Source organism: Aeromonas simiae (assembly GCF_014892695.1).
In the GTDB taxonomy this organism is placed as follows: domain Bacteria; phylum Pseudomonadota; class Gammaproteobacteria; order Enterobacterales; family Aeromonadaceae; genus Aeromonas; species Aeromonas simiae.
The window spans coordinates 2615326-2632241 of sequence record NZ_CP040449.1; the positions used below are offsets into that span (position 1 = coordinate 2615326).

General features: G+C 63.8%; 17 protein-coding genes and 1 pseudogene. 14 read left to right on the forward strand and 4 right to left on the reverse strand.

Features of this window, described 5'->3' with window-relative positions; genetic code table 11:
• Nucleotides 1-23 precede the first annotated feature (23 nt).
• Nucleotides 24-2057, forward strand: coding sequence for a M13 family metallopeptidase (locus tag FE240_RS12225; protein WP_193001272.1), 2034 nt, complete (start codon nucleotides 24-26; stop codon nucleotides 2055-2057).
• Between the two features lie 41 nt (nucleotides 2058-2098).
• Nucleotides 2099-2527 (forward strand): PliI family lysozyme inhibitor of I-type lysozyme, encoded by a 429-nt coding sequence (locus FE240_RS12230; RefSeq protein ID WP_193001274.1) that lies wholly within the window; start codon nucleotides 2099-2101, stop codon nucleotides 2525-2527.
• Nucleotides 2528-2592: 65 nt separating this feature from the next.
• On the opposite strand, the gene FE240_RS12235 is transcribed toward FE240_RS12230, so the two are convergent.
• Genes FE240_RS12235 through FE240_RS12245 form a run of 3 tightly spaced genes read right to left on the reverse strand, consistent with a single transcriptional unit; the run spans nucleotide 2593 to nucleotide 4172 of the window.
• Nucleotides 2593-3045, reverse strand: a complete 453-nt coding sequence (locus FE240_RS12235) for a flavodoxin (RefSeq protein ID WP_193001276.1) — start codon at nucleotides 3043-3045, stop codon at nucleotides 2593-2595.
• A gap of 51 nt (nucleotides 3046-3096) precedes the next feature.
• Nucleotides 3097-3837 (reverse strand): tRNA pseudouridine(65) synthase TruC, encoded by a 741-nt coding sequence (gene truC / locus FE240_RS12240; protein ID WP_193001278.1) that lies wholly within the window; start codon nucleotides 3835-3837, stop codon nucleotides 3097-3099.
• On the reverse strand, nucleotides 3834-4172 hold the full coding sequence (locus tag FE240_RS12245; RefSeq protein ID WP_193001280.1) for a YqcC family protein: 339 nt from the start codon (nucleotides 4170-4172) through the stop codon (nucleotides 3834-3836). Before FE240_RS12245 ends, truC begins: the two co-directional genes overlap by 4 nt.
• Nucleotides 4173-4363: 191 nt before the next feature.
• Here FE240_RS12245 and FE240_RS12250 point away from each other — a divergent pair, with 191 nt between their 5' ends.
• The 6 genes and pseudogenes from FE240_RS12250 to yddG all read left to right on the forward strand — a co-directional run bounded on the left by FE240_RS12250 (nucleotide 4364) and on the right by yddG (nucleotide 8033).
• A complete protein-coding gene (locus FE240_RS12250; RefSeq protein ID WP_193001282.1) occupies nucleotides 4364-5395 on the forward strand; it encodes a DUF3549 family protein in 1032 nt (343 codons plus the stop codon).
• A 2-nt stretch (nucleotides 5396-5397) separates the two neighbouring features.
• A pseudogene (locus FE240_RS12255) lies at nucleotides 5398-5685 on the forward strand (DUF3301 domain-containing protein); the annotation flags it as partial.
• 96 nt (nucleotides 5686-5781) lie between these two features.
• On the forward strand, nucleotides 5782-5991 hold the full coding sequence (locus tag FE240_RS12260) for a DUF2789 domain-containing protein (RefSeq protein WP_264293209.1): 210 nt from the start codon (nucleotides 5782-5784) through the stop codon (nucleotides 5989-5991).
• An 18-nt stretch (nucleotides 5992-6009) separates the two neighbouring features.
• On the forward strand, nucleotides 6010-6279 hold the full coding sequence (locus FE240_RS12265; protein WP_193001284.1) for a DNA-binding protein: 270 nt from the start codon (nucleotides 6010-6012) through the stop codon (nucleotides 6277-6279).
• Between the two features lie 32 nt (nucleotides 6280-6311).
• Nucleotides 6312-7082 carry a Zn-ribbon-containing protein gene (locus FE240_RS12270; RefSeq protein WP_193001286.1) on the forward strand — a complete coding sequence of 257 codons (771 nt, stop codon included), beginning with the start codon at nucleotides 6312-6314 and terminating at the stop codon, nucleotides 7080-7082.
• Between the two features lie 57 nt (nucleotides 7083-7139).
• Entirely contained in the window at nucleotides 7140-8033 is an 894-nt protein-coding gene (yddG, locus tag FE240_RS12275; RefSeq protein WP_193001288.1) for an aromatic amino acid DMT transporter YddG, read from the forward strand.
• Here the strand turns inward: yddG and syd are convergent.
• Nucleotides 8030-8569: a SecY-interacting protein gene (gene syd, locus FE240_RS12280; protein ID WP_193001290.1), complete on the reverse strand. Its 540-nt coding sequence runs from the start codon at nucleotides 8567-8569 to the stop codon at nucleotides 8030-8032. The two genes, yddG and syd, sit on opposite strands and share 4 nt — an antisense overlap.
• 54 nt (nucleotides 8570-8623) lie before the next feature.
• On the opposite strand from syd, the gene queF reads away from it, so the two are divergent.
• From queF to FE240_RS12310, 6 genes are all read left to right on the forward strand, one after another.
• Nucleotides 8624-9472: an NADPH-dependent 7-cyano-7-deazaguanine reductase QueF gene (gene queF, locus FE240_RS12285; protein WP_193001292.1), complete on the forward strand. Its 849-nt coding sequence runs from the start codon at nucleotides 8624-8626 to the stop codon at nucleotides 9470-9472.
• Between the two features lie 73 nt (nucleotides 9473-9545).
• Nucleotides 9546-11825, forward strand: coding sequence for a tetratricopeptide repeat protein (locus FE240_RS12290; protein ID WP_193001294.1), 2280 nt, complete (start codon nucleotides 9546-9548; stop codon nucleotides 11823-11825).
• A gap of 26 nt (nucleotides 11826-11851) precedes the next feature.
• Entirely contained in the window at nucleotides 11852-13408 is a 1557-nt protein-coding gene (locus tag FE240_RS12295) for a GGDEF domain-containing protein (RefSeq protein ID WP_193001296.1), read from the forward strand.
• 155 nt (nucleotides 13409-13563) lie between these two features.
• On the forward strand, nucleotides 13564-14919 hold the full coding sequence (ppnN, locus tag FE240_RS12300; RefSeq protein WP_193001298.1) for a nucleotide 5'-monophosphate nucleosidase PpnN: 1356 nt from the start codon (nucleotides 13564-13566) through the stop codon (nucleotides 14917-14919).
• Nucleotides 14920-14993: 74 nt separating this feature from the next.
• The gene (gene xni / locus FE240_RS12305) at nucleotides 14994-15782 is read left to right on the forward strand and encodes a flap endonuclease Xni (protein ID WP_193001300.1); all 789 of its coding nucleotides are present in this window, start codon (nucleotides 14994-14996) and stop codon (nucleotides 15780-15782) included.
• 105 nt (nucleotides 15783-15887) lie between these two features.
• Entirely contained in the window at nucleotides 15888-16895 is a 1008-nt protein-coding gene (locus tag FE240_RS12310; protein ID WP_193001302.1) for an isocitrate dehydrogenase, read from the forward strand.
• The last annotated feature ends 21 nt before the right edge of the window (nucleotides 16896-16916 follow it).

The following is a 16916-nucleotide window of genomic DNA, read 5'->3' on the forward strand; positions in this document are numbered from 1 at the left end:
CTCAAGCAAAGAGACACTCCACTATGACCCAACGCAACACCCTGGCGGCCACCCTGGTCGCCCTGGCCCTGCTGGCCGGCTGCAGTCAGTCATCTGCGCCGCGCCACAGTGGCCTGCTGCCTGCCAACATGGACAAGAGCATCAAGCCGGGCGATGACTTCTTCCGCTACGCCAACGGCCACTGGCTCAAGAGCAGCGCGATCCGCCCGGATCGCCCCGCCGACGGCGCCTTCTACGCCCTGCGCGACAAGTCACTGGCAGACGTGCGAGTGCTGGTCGACGAGGCGATCAAGGCCGATGCCCCGGCCGGCAGCAGCACCCGCCAAATTGCCGATCTCTATCAGAGCTTCATGGACAGGGCGACCCGCGATGCCCGCGGCCTCACTCCAATCCAGCCGCTGCTGGCCGAGATTGAGGCCGTGCAGAGCCAGAGCGATCTGGCCCACGCCTTTGCCCGCACGGCCCGGATCGGCGGCGGCGCCCCCTTCTCGTTCTGGATCGGTGCCGATGAGAAGCACCCGGATCGCTACAGCGTCACCCTCTATCAGAGCGGGCTGGGGCTGCCAGATCGGGACTACTACCTCAAAACGGGCCAGGAGGCCGAGGCGCTACGCCAGCAGTACCGGGCTCACATCGCCACCATGCTGGCGCGCAGCGGCACCCCAGAGGCGCAGGCGCAAGAGGCGGCCAGCCGCATTCTGGCCCTCGAGACCCGCCTGGCCACCCTGCAATGGGATAAGGTGAAGCTGCGCGATCGGGAGCTGGGCTACAACCCCAAGAGCCAAGCCGAGATCCGGGGACTCGCCCCGCGCTTTGACTGGAGCCGCTGGCTGGCCGACACCGGATTGGCCGGACAACCCAGCCTCATCGTCGGCCAGCCGGACTACCTCAGCGCCATCGACGGCCTGATGGCCGAGATCCCACTCGCCGACTGGCGCGCCTACCTACGCTGGCACCTCATCAGCGACTGGGCTCCCTACCTCGACAAGGAGACCGACCGCCTCAACTTCGCCTTCTTCGGCACCACCTTGAGCGGCACGCCGCAGCAGCGCCCGGATTGGGAGCGCGCCATGGGGCTGCTCGACAGTCACCTCGGCGAGGCGGTGGGTGAGCGCTACGTGGCACGCTACTTCCCGCCCGAAGCCAAGGCGCGCATGGAGCAACTGGTGGAGAACCTGCGCAGCGCCTACGGCCAGAGCATTCGCGAGCTGGAGTGGATGAGCGAGGCCACCAAGGCCAAGGCGCTTGAGAAGCTGGCCAAGTTCCGCCCCAAGATCGGTTACCCGGACAGCTGGAAGGATTACAGCGCCATCACCATCCACCGCGACGATCTGGTGGGCAACCTGCTGCGCGCCAGCGAAGTGGAGTATGCAGACCGCCTGGCCCGTCTCGGCAAGCCGGTCGATCGCAACGAGTGGCACATGACGCCGCAGACGGTGAACGCCTACTACAACCCGAGCAACAACGAGATCGTCTTCCCGGCCGCCATCTTGCAGCCCCCCTTCTTCGACATGGCGGCAGACGACGCGGTCAACTACGGCGCCATCGGCGGCGTGATCGGTCACGAGATGGGGCACGGTTTTGATGATCAGGGAGCCAAATCCGACGGCGACGGGGTGCTGCGCGACTGGTGGACACCGCAGGATCTCAAGGAGTTTCGCCTACGCACCAGCCGGTTGGTGGCGCAATACAACCGTTTTGAGCCGATCCAAGGCCAGTTCGTCAACGGCGCCTTTACCTTGGGCGAGAACATCGGCGATCTGGGTGGCCTCACCATCGCCCATAAGGCCTATCAGTTGTCACTGAACGGCCAAGAGGCGCCGGTCATCGACGGCTACACCGGCGATCAGCGCTTCTTCCTCGGCTGGGCCCAGGTGTGGAAGGGCAAATATCGCCCCGAGCTGATGCAGATGCTGCTGCGCTCCGACCCCCACTCGCCTCCCGAGTACCGGGTCAACGGCGTGCTGCCCAACCTCCCCGCCTTCTACGACGCCTTCAACGTGCAGCCCGGCGACAAGCTCTACCTGCCGCCGCAAAAACGTGTGAAGATCTGGTGATCCGGGGCGGCCCTGCCGCCCCCCTTGCAAGAGACCGAGCCATGAAATATCTGCTTTCTTCTCTGTTGCTGCTAGCCAGCTATGCCCAAGCCGCCGAGCCCTTCTTCCAGCAACTGACCCTGCCGAGCGGCCTGGTGGTGACCGTCGCCAGCGGGCGCGGCGAGCCTGCCTCCATCGGCAGCTACGACGTGCGCCTCTACACGGGTAGCCAGCCCCAGTTTCCACTCGATGAGTTCATCGCCGGCGTGGTGCTGCCGCGCGACGGCACCATCAAGGAGGTCAAGCTGGCCGAGCTCAGTGGCGATCTCGCCCCCGAGTTGGTGGTGATCGCCCAAAGCGCCGGCAGCGGCGGTTATCTCTCGGCCGACGCCTTTACAGTGAACGTGGGCGGCATCGAGAGCTTCAACCACGTGGAGGGGCTGGCCCCCGGCGAGGATGTGCTCAAGGCGCTGCGAACTCTCGAGGAGTGACACGCCACCGACATAACGCAAAGAGGGGGCCACTGGCCCCCTCTTCTGTCATTTCATGCACCATGTCACAGGCTATCGAGCCTGTCAGCCCACCCCTTGAGCCAGGCCAGAGCCGGGCGCTCGGGCTCGTCCTCCTCGCTGGCGTCAATCTCAAGGCGTGCCACCAGGGGGCTGGCCCCTAGCTCTTGCAACAGGCCGTCCAGGGTGCGCCCGGCGCCGCAGAAGGTGTCACCGTAGGCGCTGTCGCCCATCGCCACCAAGGCGTAACGCAGGGGGGCGAGCCAGGGCGCCTTGTGGCGCAGATCATCGGCAAACGGGGCCAGGTTGTCGGGGATGTCCCCCTGCCCCGTGGTGGAGGTGACCAAAATAAGGAAGCGATCGGGTGAGAGGTGCTTGGCCCGCGCCGCCTCGTTCAGGGTCACCTTGTGACCCCTCCCCTCCAGCTCGCTGGCGAGCCGCTCGGCGACCAGTGCCGCCTGACCATATACAGTGCCGATAAACAGATCGATCCGCGCCATTCCCTGTTTCCTTGTTCCATTGAACCGGTCACAGCATGACACAGGCGGGGCTCAATAGTCACTCTCGCTGGCGGGCCAGCCGAGCCGCTCGAACAGGGCCAGCACCTCGGGCCCAAGCGGCGCCTGGATGCGCATCGGCACCTTGAGCACCGGGTGAGTGAAGCTTAAAGAGCGCGACACCAGCAGCAGCCGATCCGAGCCCAACTCCTGCTTGAAGAAGCGGTTGTGGCGCCCGTCACCATGGGTGGTGTCACCGATGATGGGGTGAAAGATGTGATCGAGGTGGCGGCGCAGCTGGTGCTTGCGCCCGGTGTGAGGGTGCAGGCGCACCAGGCTGTAGCGGCTGGTGGGGTGCTTTTTCGACACCGCATAGGGCAGCTCCACCTGATGCAGGCGGCGATAGCTGGTGACCGCCTCTTGGGCTGGCTTGTCTTGGTCGCTGAAGGCGTCGGCAATCTTGTCGAGCTGCTCCTTGAGCGGGTAGTCGATGAGCCCTTGCTCGGGCGCCCAGCCGCGCACCAGCGCCAGATACTCCTTGTGCACCTGACGGCCAGCAAATGCCTCGGTCAGGGTGCGCGCGGTCTGCGGGTCGAGGGCGAACAGCAGCACCCCAGAGGTGGGACGATCGAGGCGGTGTACCGGGTAGACATGGCGCCCGCCGATGAGATCGCGGGTCATCTGCATGGCAAAGCGGGTCTCGTGCTTATCGAGCCAGCTACGGTGCACCAGCAGGCCGGAGGGCTTATTCACCGCCACCAGCCAGTCGTCCTGATAGAGCAGCTCGAGCGTCATCGGTCCACCACTTTGCCCGACAGCAACAGGTCGAAGCGGCCGATGAGGCGCAACAGATCTTCAACCTCGGCCAGCTCCTCCTTGTAGACCTCGGTCGCCATGGGGTAGAGAGAGACACTGCTCGGCAACTCGGCCTCCAGCAAGATGAGCTGCTGCATGCGCGGGATCAGGATGAACTGGATCCACTGATCGAACGAGAGGGTGTCGACACAGAACGGCAGCTGGCTGGCCAGCGCCTCGCTGCTCGGGGCCTCGCTCTGCCAGCGCCCGATGCGCTGCATCTCGCGGGTCAGCTCCAGCAGCAGTTCGGAAACCAGCAGGTGCTTGTTGAACATGAGAAGGTCCTCTATTGCATGGCGCGCTGGCGCGCAGGGGGGCGTCACTATACCACGTCGGGCCGTCGGCGCGGTAAGGGCCGGAGCCGTCACCCAACGTTCCGTTTTGAGTATGAATGGCAGGGAACGGTTTGCGCCGCCCCGCCGGCTCCCTATAATCGGGCGCCATATCCCGCATCCGAGAGCAAGGCATGTCCACCATCGATACCCTGACCCACTTCCTGACCCAGGCCGGTACCGAGTTCCAGTTGTTCGATCTCGGCCGCCAACTGCGACCGCTGGAGCGCGCCCGTTTCGAGCGCATCGAACGCCAAGAGGAGCCCTACCCCTGGCCCTTGCAGCAAAAGGCCTGGCTGGCAGTGCACTTCCATCAGGAGGCGGGCAAGCACTACCTCTGGTTTTTGAGCTTCCCCCTCGATGAGCGAGGCCTGCTGATGAGCGCCGGCCCCAAGCAGTTCATGGAGCTGGTGGTCGAGACCCTGGGTTACCAGCTCAGCGGCGAACTGGATGAAGCCAAGGCCGAAAAGCTCGCCAGCAACCCCTGGACCTTCCGTCCGGCCGAAGCCAAGATGGCGGCCCTGCACGCGCGCCTGTCGCGTCAGCTGGCCCAACCCTCCTCGGCCTATCTGGCCCCGCTGTGCGCCTATCTGGCCGACCCCAAGGGGGATGGCTGGCAGCAACTGGGGCTACAGGGCTTTGCCGATCTGGCTGAGCGCATCAGCGATCCCGACATACTGCCACTGGTGTGCAAGAGCCTGCCGCGCCTGCCCGAGCCTGTGCTGTACGCCCTGTGTCAGGCCCTCGAGTCGGTGGCCCTGCCGCCGGCATTGCAGGGGGCCCTGCTTGAGCGCATCAATCAAGAGCAAGAGCGCGGCGCCCCCAACCCTGAGACCCTGGCCCACCTGTGCCGGGCCCAGGCCTCCTGCCCGCCGCAGGCCTTGCGCCGCGCCAAGTTGCAGACCCTGCTCACCACCCAGCCGAGCCCGGCGCTGCTGCTCGCCATCGCCGGCCGGCTGCCGGGCGATCTGGAGGACGAGACCCTGCTCAGTGCCTTCCTTGAGGCGCTTGCCACCACAGAGGCGGCCCTGTTTGGCCAGCTCTTCGCCGAGCTGGTGACCCTGCCGGCCCTGCGTCTGCAACTGCTCGGCAAGCTGCGCGATCCCCATCGCAGTGAGGCGCTCGGACGCGCCATCGGCGATCTCTTCAAGGCGGCGGGGGCCTGATGCTGACCGAAGTGGTATTGATCCTGCTGCTCCTGCTCGGGGCCGCCCTGTTCTGGCGTGAGCGCCAGCGCGGCGAGCTGGCGACCCTGATGCTGCGCCGCTACTGCAAAGCGCAGGGGCTGCAACTGCTTTCGGTGGCCCTGAGCCACCGTAGCTGGAGCCGCTCGCCCCCCGGCCTCATCACCTGCTACCAGTTCGAATTCTCCAGCGACGGCGAGAGCCACTACACCGGCCTGCTGCGCCTGCGCGGCCAACAGTTAGCCGGCATCGAGCTGCCGCCGCACCGGGTCTATGACGGCGATCCAGGGCAGGATGCCATGGAGGGAGAACTATACTCAGAGCCGGCCAAACTGGAGAAAAAGAGCATGGAAAGCCCCTACCACACCATGAATACCCTGTTCGATCAACTGGGCCTGCCCTCGGATGATCTGAGCATCCGCCGCTTCGTCAACAGCCACCCCCTCGACAGAGGCACCCTGCTGCCCGAAGCCCCCTTCTGGAGCCCGTCCCAGGCCGATTTCCTGCGCGATGCGCTCTATAACGACTCGGACTGGTCGACCCCCATCGACGAGCTCGATCGCATGCTGCGCCGCTAACCCGTTGTGGAGAACCCCATGTCCCATCGCGATGAGATTTTACGCATAGCCAATGAGCTGGCCGAACGTGGCACCACCCCGACCACTGCCATGGTCAAGGCTCGCCTCGGCCAGTCGGTGCCCATGGCCGAGCTGCTCTCGGTGCTGGCCCATTGGAAACAGGGCCACACCGAGCAGAGCGGCGCGCCAGAGGCACTCCCCGCCTCCCCAGCCGACCCCATTGAGGCACGGCTTGAGCGCATCGAGGCCAAGCTCGATACCCTGATCTCCTTGCTGCAATCACGCTGAGGCGGCCCCGCGCCGCCCTGTACCGGAACCTTATGTACCTTGTCGATCTCCTCTTCGAGTGCTTCGAAGACACCACCCTCTCACGCGCCGAGCAGGCCATCCTCGGCTACCTCGACGCCCTGCGCTACAACGGTCAGATCATCGGCCGCGAACTGCCCACCAGCATTCAAGATGGCTGGTTTAAAAGCCGGGTCGTCTGCCCCGAGCCCGACAGCCTGCACCCACGCCATCACAGCGAGCAGGTGCAACTGGCCGAGCGCCGCCTGCATCAGGCTGGCCTGCTGGCCCCCAAGGTGGAGCTGGACGGCCCCGATCTCTTCTCCGACAGCACGGATGCGTGCACCCAGCCGCACTGGCAGGTGCTCTATACCAGCTTCCTGCACACCTGCTCGCCGCTGCGCTGCGGCGAGCACTTCGCCCCCATCCCGCTCTACCGCATTCCGCCGGTGGCCAATGGCGATCACAAGCAGGTGATCAAGTGGCAGGAGGATTGGGAAGCGTGCGATCAGTTGCAGATGAACGGCTCCATCGCCGAGCACGCGGCGCTGCACGAGATGAGCGAGGTGGGCAGCCGGCTGTTTCGCCGCGGCTGGGATCTGTGTAAACGCATCGAGTTCCTGACAAAGACCCCCACCTACTACTACCTGTACCGGGTCGGTGGCAACCGCGAGGAGGAGCTGCGCCGCCCCTGCCCCCAGTGTGGCGGTGACTGGCGCTTGGCCGAGCCGCTGCACGAGATCTTCGACTTCAAGTGCGACACCTGCCGGCTGGTCTCCAATCTCTCATGGGACTTCAAGGAGTAAGCCGGCGCTGGCCGTAATCGCCTCGCCCATGGCGTGATGACCACAGCAGGAGCCCAGATGAACCACCCCCTCCCCGCCCCCCGGCGCGCCACCCTGATTGGCATGGGCGCCATCCTGATGTGGAGCGCCTCGGTCGGCCTGTTTCGCAGTATCGCCGAGCTGTTCGGCGCCGCCGGTGGCGCAGCGCTGGTCTTTACCACCAGCGCCCTGCTCGCCACCCTGGCTCTGGGGTGGCCGCGCCTGCGCGCCATTCCCCTCCCCTATCTGCTGCTCGGTGGCACCCTGTTTGTCGCCTATGAGGTCGCACTGGCGCTGGCCCTCGGCTGGGCCCATAACCGCCCACAGGCGCTGGAGCTGGGGATGATCAACTACCTCTGGCCGAGCCTGACCGTGCTGCTGGCCGTGTTGACCCGCCAGCAGCGGGCCTCGCGTCTGTTGCTGCCGGGGTTGGCACTCTGCCTGACGGGGATCATTTGGGTTATGAAGGGGGAACGCGTCTGGTCACCGGCACAGCTGTGGCATAACCTGCTGCAAAATCCGTCCGCCTACCTGCTGGCCGGCGCGGCCGCCCTGCTGTGGGCCTGCTACTCGCTGGTGACCCGGCGCTGGGGTAGCCGCGAGCCGGTGATCCCGCTGTTTCTGGCGATCACCGCGGCCCTACTGTGGGGCCACTATCTTGGCAGTAACGAGCCGCCCCTGCCGCTGCATCTGCCGGGGCTGGGCCAAGTGCTGCTGCTTGGCGGCCTCACCGCCGCGGCCTACTCCTGCTGGAACCACGGGGTGCTGGCTGGCAACCTGACCCAGCTCGCCGCCTTTTCCTATTTCACGCCGGTGCTCTCGATGGCGCTGGCCAGTCTCTGGCTCGGTGTGGCGCCGGGGGGCGGCTTTTTCGCCGGCGTGGCTATGGTGACCGCCGGCTCGCTGCTGTGCTGGTGGGCGACCCGGCGCTAAGGCTCGAGCCGATCGAGGAAGGTGGCCAGATCGGGGCTAAGCGGGGTGCGCCGCCCGCTGTCGAGGCGCTCGAACCACACGGCGCCGCTCTCGTTGTCGAGGCTGATGAGCCCCATCTCATCGCGGCAACCGGCTAAAAACAGAGTCGGAGTGCGCTTGAGCTTGCGCAGCATCAACAGGTGGCCGATGAGGTTTTCCTTGAGTAAATCCATGTCCTGCGCGTTCCAGGGCTGGATCAGGGAGAGAGTCATCCCCTTGTACCAGAGGGTGAGCGGACGGCTGAACCAGTGGCCATAGAAGGCCTTAGCCGCCGGGTGCAGCGTGAGCTCAAGCGCCTCCTCAAGGGCCGTGAAATCCTCCTGCGCCTCGCGGGCAAAGGGGCGCCAAGCCACCATGCCGGCGTGAGGTTCTCCCAACTCACAAGGGGATCGCCACCCCTCCTCCACCTCACACAGGGGCAGACTGCCCCGACTCTCTCCTTGCTGCTGCCAACGCGCAAATAGCCGCTCCAGCGCAGACAACACTTGATCCGCCATGCAAATTCACCACAATTGCCGCCAAAGTCCGTCATTCTAAGCGACATCGACACCATGACCAATCACGACCGCTACGCCGGCGCCAAGGCGCTCTCCCAACTGGCCCTCGGGCAGAAGTCCGACTACATCAGCCACTACACACCGGGGCTGCTGCAACCGGTGCCACGCAGCCTCAACCGCGACGATCTGCAACTGGGAGACACCTTGCCGTTTCAGGGCGAAGACATCTGGACCCTCTATGAGCTCTCCTGGCTCGACGGCAAGGGTAAGCCGGTCGTGGCACTGGGTGAGGTGCGGGTGCCCGCCACCAGCGCCAACCTCATCGAGTCAAAATCGTTCAAGCTCTATCTCAACTCCTTCAACCAGACCCGCTGCGCGAGCATCGACGCTGTTCGGGCCTTGCTTGAGCAGGATCTCAGCGCTTGCGCTGGCGCGCCTGTGGCGGTGACCCTGTGGCACCTGCATCAGGCCCCCGCCACCATCGCCACCCTGCCGGGGGAGTGCATCGACGATCTCGACATCGAGATCGACGACTACCACTTCAGCGCCGACTGGCTCAGTGGCGCGGCACAAGCAGAGGAGGTAGAGGAGACCCTGCACAGCCACCTGCTCAAATCCAACTGCCTGGTCACCGCCCAACCGGACTGGGGCTCTGTGGTGATCCACTACCGTGGCCCGCGCATCGAGCGGGAGAAGCTGCTGCGCTATCTGGTGTCGTTTCGCCAGCACAACGAGTTCCACGAACAGTGTGTCGAGCGCATCTTCACCGATCTCAAGACCCATTGCGGTTGCCGGCAACTCACCGTCTATGCCCGCTATACCCGTCGCGGTGGCCTCGATATCAACCCTTTTCGCAGCGATTTTGAGCGTTCACCCGCGAATATCCGATTGATTCGTCAGTAATCTCTCCTCTGAACTGGACGTGCAAGGGGCCCCTAGATAACATGCCATGACCCCTTGTGCGCTGTAACCGATGATGAACTCTCTGCTTCTGGCAATGATGATCTCCTCCCTGTCGACTCCGGATCTGGAGTTGGCCCGCGAGTCGTTGCCAAACGAGTTGCAGCCGGCCCAAAGCCTGGCATTCAGTCGCCCGGATGAGTGCCTGCGCCTGACCAACGCCTTTCTTAAACGCCTGGCAGAACACCCCTCCCAGGTGCTCGGCAGCAACCAAAGTCACGCCTATCGCGAGCCGCTACTCAACTACCGCACCGTAGAGCAGATCAACAGCGCCCAACTGCTCAAGGGATTTTGTCAGGCCAAGGCCGGACAGGGGGAGTCGGCCATGCGCACCTTCGCTCTGGCGCTGGAGGCGGCGCGTCAGGAGAAGCTCCCCGGCCAAGCCGCCAGTGCACTCTATCTGCAAGCGCGCCTGCTGGCTCAGGATGAGAGCCGCGCCTACCTAGCCCGCCCCTTGCTAGAGCAGCTAGACAAAGAGCTCAATACTCCCCCCCTTTACCGGCATGCCTTGCAGGTCTACAGCCACCTGTTCGAAGCCTCGCTGGCCATGAGTGAGCATCGCATCGAGCAAGCCAAACAGCAGATGACGCTGGCGCAACAGGCCGCAGAGCGCAGCAGTGAGCCCCTGCGCCTGGCTTGGGTCAATGCGGTGCAAGGGGATCTCTTCTTGCTGCAAAAGCAGCCCGAGCTGGCCCTTGGCCAATACTTCGACGCCCTCAAGCGGGTGGAGGAGAGCGAAGAGCACGCCTTCCTCGGTCGACTGACCGGCCAGATAGCGGCCCTCTACCGGCGGGAGGGGGATCTCAAGAAGGCGCTCAGCTTCGCCAGCGAATCGGCCGATCACTACCAGAACCAGGGGGACCCCCGTCCGCTCAGTGAGGCGCTGATCGAGCTGGCCCGCCTCAATCGCGAACTTGGCGACATGAACATGGCGCTGGTTTACTTCTTCAACGCCCTCGATCTGCAAGGGGATGATCCCTCGCGCAGCGAGACCGCCCGCCTCAAGTTCGAGATAGGCAAGACCTATCTGCAAAACGGCAATCTGGTGCAGGCCCGCAACTATCTCACCGCCGCCCGTCAAGCCTACGAGTTTGGCGACAGTAAAGAGGCCCAGATAGACACCCTGCTGCTGCTCGGCGAGCTGCACCTGCGCCAGAACGAGTCAGGCATCGCCATCCTCCAGCTCGAGAATGCCCTGACCCTGGCCAACCGCATCGGCGACAGCCTGCGCCAGCGCAACACCCATCGCCTGCTGGCCACTGCCTATGAGCAAAAGGGCTACTACCAGCAGGCGCTCGACAGCTACAAGAAGTACCACCAGAGCAGCGAGCTGTCGCGCCAGCAGGAGGCGGCCCTCTATCAAGACGGCCTCACCGAGCACTATCAGCAGGTGGAGTATCAGCAGCAACTCAGCCAGCTCACCCATGAACTCAAGCAGGAGAGGAGCGAGCGCCAGCGCTACCAGTGGACCTCGGTGGTGACCGGCCTTTCGCTGGCCCTGTTCGCCTGGCTCTTTTTCACCCTCTGGATCAAACTGCGCACCGCCCGCCAGCAGAACAAGCTGCTGGGCAAGTCACTGCAACGCGAGCCGCGCAGCGGACTGCCCAACTGGCAACGCCTGCTGCAACGCACGCCAGTCGAAATCGCCAAGCGCCGTCAGAGCTCGGATCGCTGGTATCTCGGCGAGCAGGGCGACAAAGCCTTCGATGACAAGCTGCACTACCTGCTGTTCAAGGTGCCCTTCCTGGCCGACTGCCGTGAGCGCTTCGGCCATCAGGTGGCGAGCGAGCTAGAGCAGCAGTTTGGCCGCTATCTCGCCGCCGGCAATCCCCCCGATGGACGCATCTATGACCTGCGCGAGGGGCACCTGCTCTATGTGATCCCCCAACGCCACGTCACCGACCTGCCAAAGCTGGCGGGCGAGCTGCTGGCGTGGCTGCATGACTTCCCAAGCGAGCTGCCGCTCGAGCGCCGCTGCGCCCTCGGCATCGTCAGCTACCCCTTCCTGCCCAAGGCGGCCGGCGCGGTCGATCACCAGCGTCTTTTCGATCTCTGCTTCCTCGCCTTGGCCGGGGCATTGCAGCTGGCCGAGCGCAGCGGCGAGGCGGTCTGGCTAGAGCTGGCAGCCGTCGATTGCCAGCAGGCGGCCTTCTTCCATGGCGACGTGTGGGAGCGCTGCCTGATGGCAATTGACAAGGGATTGGTTAAAGTGAATTCTTCTCACGAAAAACAATGGGTTGAGTGGCATGAGCTGGCAAGGAAGCAGCCTGCTGGAGTCGTCGACCACTCGCAATAATAAAGACAGCAACAGGCGACTCTTTCATGAAGGACAAGGCTCTTTCGCCCCCCAGCGACGCACCGGACACGCACCCCGAGCTGGCCCAGCTTAGGGAGAGCATGATCGCCGAACGGACCAGGGTGACGCAGTTCATCGGCAAGCTGATGCTCGCCTGCCGCGGCCATGACCGTGAGCTTGACACCAAGCTGGCCAAGCTCAAGCAGAAGATCGACATCCATCAGCCCTACACCACCCTCGATGCCGAGCTGGCGCTGATCGAGCGACTGCTGCAACACCACGGTGACTCGGTCAAGGACTCCATCGGTTCGGCTCGCAGCGCCATCCAGTACGGCGCCAAGCACATCAAGCCGGTCAAGGATTTCCCGGAGCGGGCCTGTCAGGCACTGCGCGAGCATCTGCTCGCCGACGATGGCTACAGCTTTGGTGACTATCACCGCAAAGTGCTGAAACTGCTTGAGTATTACCAGCAGGCATTGAAGTTCCAGCAGTTGGGGGAACCACTGCTGCGGGAAGACGATAACCCGTCCGTCGAACTCGGCGGGCGCAGTTATGGCAAGCTGGCTGACGAGCTGCAACGCCTCATCACCGAACTGGACTTCGCCGGCGAGGTCGGGGATCGCCTCGACATGGTGCGCCGCGAGCTGCTCAGTGGTGTCACCCTCGCCAAGCTCTCCGAGCTGGCGCTGCAAGTGATCGAACTCATCATTCAGGGAACCCGCGAGGAGCGTAAAGCGTCCCAGGCCTTCCTCATCAGCCTCAACGAGGGGCTGCACGCGGTGCACTTCAGCTTCACCGAGAGCCTCGATGAGGGGCGCACCCTGCAAGAGGAGACCAGCCGCAGCCGTCAGGCCCTCAACAAGGAGCTGCGCTCCATCGATGAGACCCTGGCCCAGGCCGGTACTCTGGAGCTGCTCAAGCAGGACATGCATCGCCACATGGACGCCATCTCCTTGCTGCTTAGCGATCGGGATGCCCTCTATCAGCGGGAGCGTCACCTCATCACCCGCCTCTCCTCCATGGAGGCCAAGCTGCGCCTGATGAAGGAGGAGACCGCCGAGTACAAGAAACGGCTCACCATCCAAAAGCACAAGCTGTTTCTCGACAGCCTGACCCAGGTGCACAACCGAGCGGCGCTGGAGGAGCGGCTTGAGCTCGAATACAAGCGCTGGCTGCGCTACCAGACCCCCCTGTGTCTGGCAGTGATCGACATCGATCACTTCAAGACCATCAACGACAACTACGGCCACATGGCCGGCGACAAGGCTCTCAAGGTGGTGGCCAAGGCGTTGCAGCGCTCGTTGCGCGACACCGACTTCATCGCCCGCTTCGGCGGCGAGGAGTTTGTGGTGCTGCTGCCCAACATCAACCCGGAGAAGTTCCACAAGCCTCTCGACAAGTTGCGTCAGACCATCAAGAGCATCCCGTTTCGCTTCAAGGACGCCCGGGTAGAGATCACCATCTCCATCGGTGCCACCCTGTTCAAGGAGGGCGATCAGACCACCGACGCCTTTGAGCGGGCCGATCAGGCACTCTACGGCTCCAAGCACTCGGGCCGCGATCAGGTCAACATAGTGCTGTGACCGGGGTGCGGCAACTGGTTGAAAAACCAGCGGTCGCGCCCCGTTGCTATTCCCCTCCCCCTAGGCTTGCATCTAGTATCTAGCGACCGGCGCCACGCCACGCCTCTCCCGCACGGAGCTGTACGCCACAATAACAACGACCCGAAGGGGGCCCTATGATTACCCATATCAATCCGGTCGGCAGCATGGATCTGCTGTCGCAACTTGAGGTGGATCGCCTCAAGCAGACCGCCACCAGCGACATCTACCAACTGTTTCGCAACTGCTCCCTGGCCGTGCTCAACTCCGGCAGCCAGACCGATAGCTCCAAAGAGATACTGGAGCGCTACAAGAGCTTCGATATCCATGTGATCCGCCGTGAGCGCGGGGTCAAGTTGGAGCTGTTCAACGCCCCCGAGCACGCCTTCGTCGACGGTGAGATCATCCGCGGCATTCAAGAGCACCTCTTCTCGGTACTGCGCGACATCCTGTATGTATCGAACCAGCTCGAATCGAACCGCCAGGTCAACCTGACCAACTCCACCCACATCACCAACGTGGTGTTCTCCATCCTGCGCAACGCCAAAGCGGTGCAGCCCGGCGCCGATCCCAATCTGGTGGTCTGTTGGGGTGGCCACTCCATCAACGAGGTGGAGTACCGCTACACCCGCCAGGTGGGTAACGAGCTGGGGCTGCGCGAGCTCAACATCTGCACCGGCTGCGGCCCCGGCGCCATGGAGGGGCCGATGAAGGGGGCTGCCGTGGGCCACGCCAAGCAGCGCATCAAGAGCAGCCGTTACATCGGCCTGACCGAGCCTTCGATCATCGCCGCCGAGCCGCCCAACCCTATCGTCAACGAGCTGGTGATCCTGCCGGATATCGAGAAGCGGCTGGAGGCCTTCGTGCGCCTCGGCCATGGCATCATCGTCTTCCCGGGCGGGGTAGGCACCGCCGAGGAGCTGCTCTACCTGCTCGGCATCATGATGCACCCGGCCAACGAGCGTCAGCCCGTCCCCATCGTGCTGACCGGGCCCAAGGAGAGCGCCGACTACTTCAAGGCGATCGATGACTTCGTGCGCGCCACCCTGGGTGAGGCGGCCACCAGCCTCTATCGCATCATCATTGGCGACGCCCCCGAGGTGGCCAGAGTGATGAAGGAGGGAATGCCGAAGATCCGCGAATACCGCAAGTCGGTGGGCGATGCCTACTCCTTCAACTGGTCGCTCAAGATTGAGCCCGAGTTCCAACTGCCGTTCGAGCCGACCCATGACAACATGGCCAGCCTCAACCTGCACCGGGATCAACCGCCCCAGACCCTGGCAGCCAACCTGCGCCGCGCCTTCTCCGGTATCGTGGCGGGCAACGTGAAAGAGGCCGGCATCCGCGCCATCGAGAAGAAGGGGCCGTTCAAGATCCATGGCGACAAGGAGCTGATGCAACTGATGGATAAACTGCTGCAAAGCTTCGTCAAGCAGCAACGCATGAAGCTGCCGGGCAGCGCCTACGTGCCCTGCTACGAGATAGTGCGCTAATCACGGATGACCCAAAGGGGGCGCATGGCGCCCCCTTTTGTTACAATGGGCGGCCCGAACCGAGCGAGCCGCCCATGTCCCACCTGCTGATCATCGACGCCCTCAACCTCATCCGCCGCATCCACGCCGTGCAGGCGGGGCAATCGCTGACGCCCGAACAGGCCCTCATCGCGACCCGGGCAACCCTCATCAATACCACCCACAAACTGCTCGCTCAGGCCGCCCCCACTCACGCCATCGCCGTGTTTGACGCCGAGGTTCGCGGCTGGCGCAAGGTGCGCTTCCCCGCCTATAAGGAGGGACGCACGCCGATGCCGACCGAGCTGCGCACCGGCCTCGAGACCTTGCAGGACGCCTTCTGGGAGCTTGCCATCGACTCCTTGCTCTCCCAGACCGACGAGGCGGACGATCTGATTGCCACCCTGGCCCGCAAGGTGGCCCATCACGGCCAGGCCGTCACCATCATCTCCACCGACAAGGGGTTCTGCCAGCTGCTCTGCCCCGAGATCCGCATCCGCGACTACTTCAACAAGCGCTGGCTCGATCTTCCCTTCGTGCAGAGCCAGTTTGGGGTGACGTCAGCCCAGTTGGTCGATTACTGGGCGCTGACCGGCGTGTCGGGCAGCGGCATCAAGGGGGTGCCGGGGATCGGCCCGAAGAGCGCCGCGGCCTTGCTACAAGCCCATGGCTCGCTGGAGGCCATCCTCAGCATCGAGAGTGATGACAAGGCGGTGAAGCGAGTGCATGCCCATGCCGATGAGGCGCGTCTGGCCTGTGAACTGGTACGGCTGCGCGATGACATCGAGCTCGGCTTCAACCTGCGCGACCTGCGTCTTCCGTTGCCGGGGGAAAAGTCAGAATAATCGACGAGGATACGACCTTGGTTGTAAAGAAAAATGGTGTAAATCTTTATAAAATGGTATAAGAAACACCGACTTCTACCTCTTTATGTACCTCGGAAGTGCCCTATGTCCAAAACCAGAATTACCGTCATCCCGGGCGACGGCATCGGCCCCAGCATCATCGACTCCGCCATTCAAATTTTGCAGCACGCCGGCTGCGACTTCGACTATGACTACGCCGACGCCGGCCTGGTTGCCCTCGAAAAACACGGTGAACTGCTGCCACAAGCCACCTTGGATCTCATCGAGCGCAACAAGGTGAGCCTCAAGGGCCCCCTCACCACCCCGGTCGGTGGCGGTTTCACCTCCATCAACGTCTCCCTGCGCAAGAAGTTCAACCTCTACGCCAACGTGCGCCCGGTTATCTCCTTCAATGGCACCAAGAGCCGCTACGAGAACATCGACATCATCACGGTGCGCGAGAACACCGAGGGGATGTACTCAGGTGCCGGCCAAAAGCGCAGCGACGACAACAACAGCGCCGAGGCGATGAGCATCATCACCCGCGAAGGGGCAGAGCGCATCGCCACCTTCGCCTTCGAGCTGGCCAAGAACGAGGGACGCAAGAAGGTCACCGTGGTACACAAGGCCAACATCCTCAAGTCCACCTCCGGCCTGTTCCTGGAGGTGGCCCGTCAGGTGGCGGCCCGCTATCCGGAGATCCAGTGCGAGGAAATGATCGTCGACGCCGCCTGCATGAACCTGGTGATGTACCCGGAGCGCTTTGATGTCATGGTCACCACCAACCTGTTCGGCGACATCCTCTCGGATCTGTGCGCCGGTCTGGTCGGCGGTCTTGGCATGGCGCCGGGTGCCAACATCGGCAGTGGCGCCGCCATCTTCGAGGCAGTGCACGGCTCAGCACCGGACATCGCTGGCAAGAACATTGCCAACCCCACCTCGGTCATCCTGGCCTCGGTGCAGATGCTGGAGTACCTCGGCATGCAAGAGAAGGCCGAGCGCATCCTGGGGGCCGTGCGCGCCACCATAGAAGCCGGTGAGCATGTCACCCGCGATCTCGGTGGCAGCGCCAGCACAGATGAGTTTACCCAGGCCGTCATTGCCCGCCTGTAACCGCTGAACGACAAAAAAGGG

Bases quoted from the DNA above. Each gene is read 5' to 3' on its own strand.
- FE240_RS12225 (WP_193001272.1), top strand. From the start codon at position 24: ATGACCCAACGCAACACCCTGGCGGCCACCCTGGTCGCCCTGGCCCTG.
- FE240_RS12230 (WP_193001274.1), top strand. From the start codon at position 2,099: ATGAAATATCTGCTTTCTTCTCTGTTGCTGCTAGCCAGCTATGCCCAA.
- FE240_RS12235 (WP_193001276.1), bottom strand. From the start codon at position 3,045: ATGGCGCGGATCGATCTGTTTATCGGCACTGTATATGGTCAGGCGGCA.
- truC (WP_193001278.1), bottom strand. From the start codon at position 3,837: ATGACGCTCGAGCTGCTCTATCAGGACGACTGGCTGGTGGCGGTGAAT.
- FE240_RS12245 (WP_193001280.1), bottom strand. From the start codon at position 4,172: ATGTTCAACAAGCACCTGCTGGTTTCCGAACTGCTGCTGGAGCTGACC.
- FE240_RS12250 (WP_193001282.1), top strand. From the start codon at position 4,364: ATGTCCACCATCGATACCCTGACCCACTTCCTGACCCAGGCCGGTACC.
- FE240_RS12260 (WP_264293209.1), top strand. From the start codon at position 5,782: ATGAATACCCTGTTCGATCAACTGGGCCTGCCCTCGGATGATCTGAGC.
- FE240_RS12265 (WP_193001284.1), top strand. From the start codon at position 6,010: ATGTCCCATCGCGATGAGATTTTACGCATAGCCAATGAGCTGGCCGAA.
- FE240_RS12270 (WP_193001286.1), top strand. From the start codon at position 6,312: ATGTACCTTGTCGATCTCCTCTTCGAGTGCTTCGAAGACACCACCCTC.
- yddG (WP_193001288.1), top strand. From the start codon at position 7,140: ATGAACCACCCCCTCCCCGCCCCCCGGCGCGCCACCCTGATTGGCATG.
- syd (WP_193001290.1), bottom strand. From the start codon at position 8,569: ATGGCGGATCAAGTGTTGTCTGCGCTGGAGCGGCTATTTGCGCGTTGG.
- queF (WP_193001292.1), top strand. From the start codon at position 8,624: ATGACCAATCACGACCGCTACGCCGGCGCCAAGGCGCTCTCCCAACTG.
- FE240_RS12290 (WP_193001294.1), top strand. From the start codon at position 9,546: ATGAACTCTCTGCTTCTGGCAATGATGATCTCCTCCCTGTCGACTCCG.
- FE240_RS12295 (WP_193001296.1), top strand. From the start codon at position 11,852: ATGAAGGACAAGGCTCTTTCGCCCCCCAGCGACGCACCGGACACGCAC.
- ppnN (WP_193001298.1), top strand. From the start codon at position 13,564: ATGATTACCCATATCAATCCGGTCGGCAGCATGGATCTGCTGTCGCAA.
- xni (WP_193001300.1), top strand. From the start codon at position 14,994: ATGTCCCACCTGCTGATCATCGACGCCCTCAACCTCATCCGCCGCATC.
- FE240_RS12310 (WP_193001302.1), top strand. From the start codon at position 15,888: ATGTCCAAAACCAGAATTACCGTCATCCCGGGCGACGGCATCGGCCCC.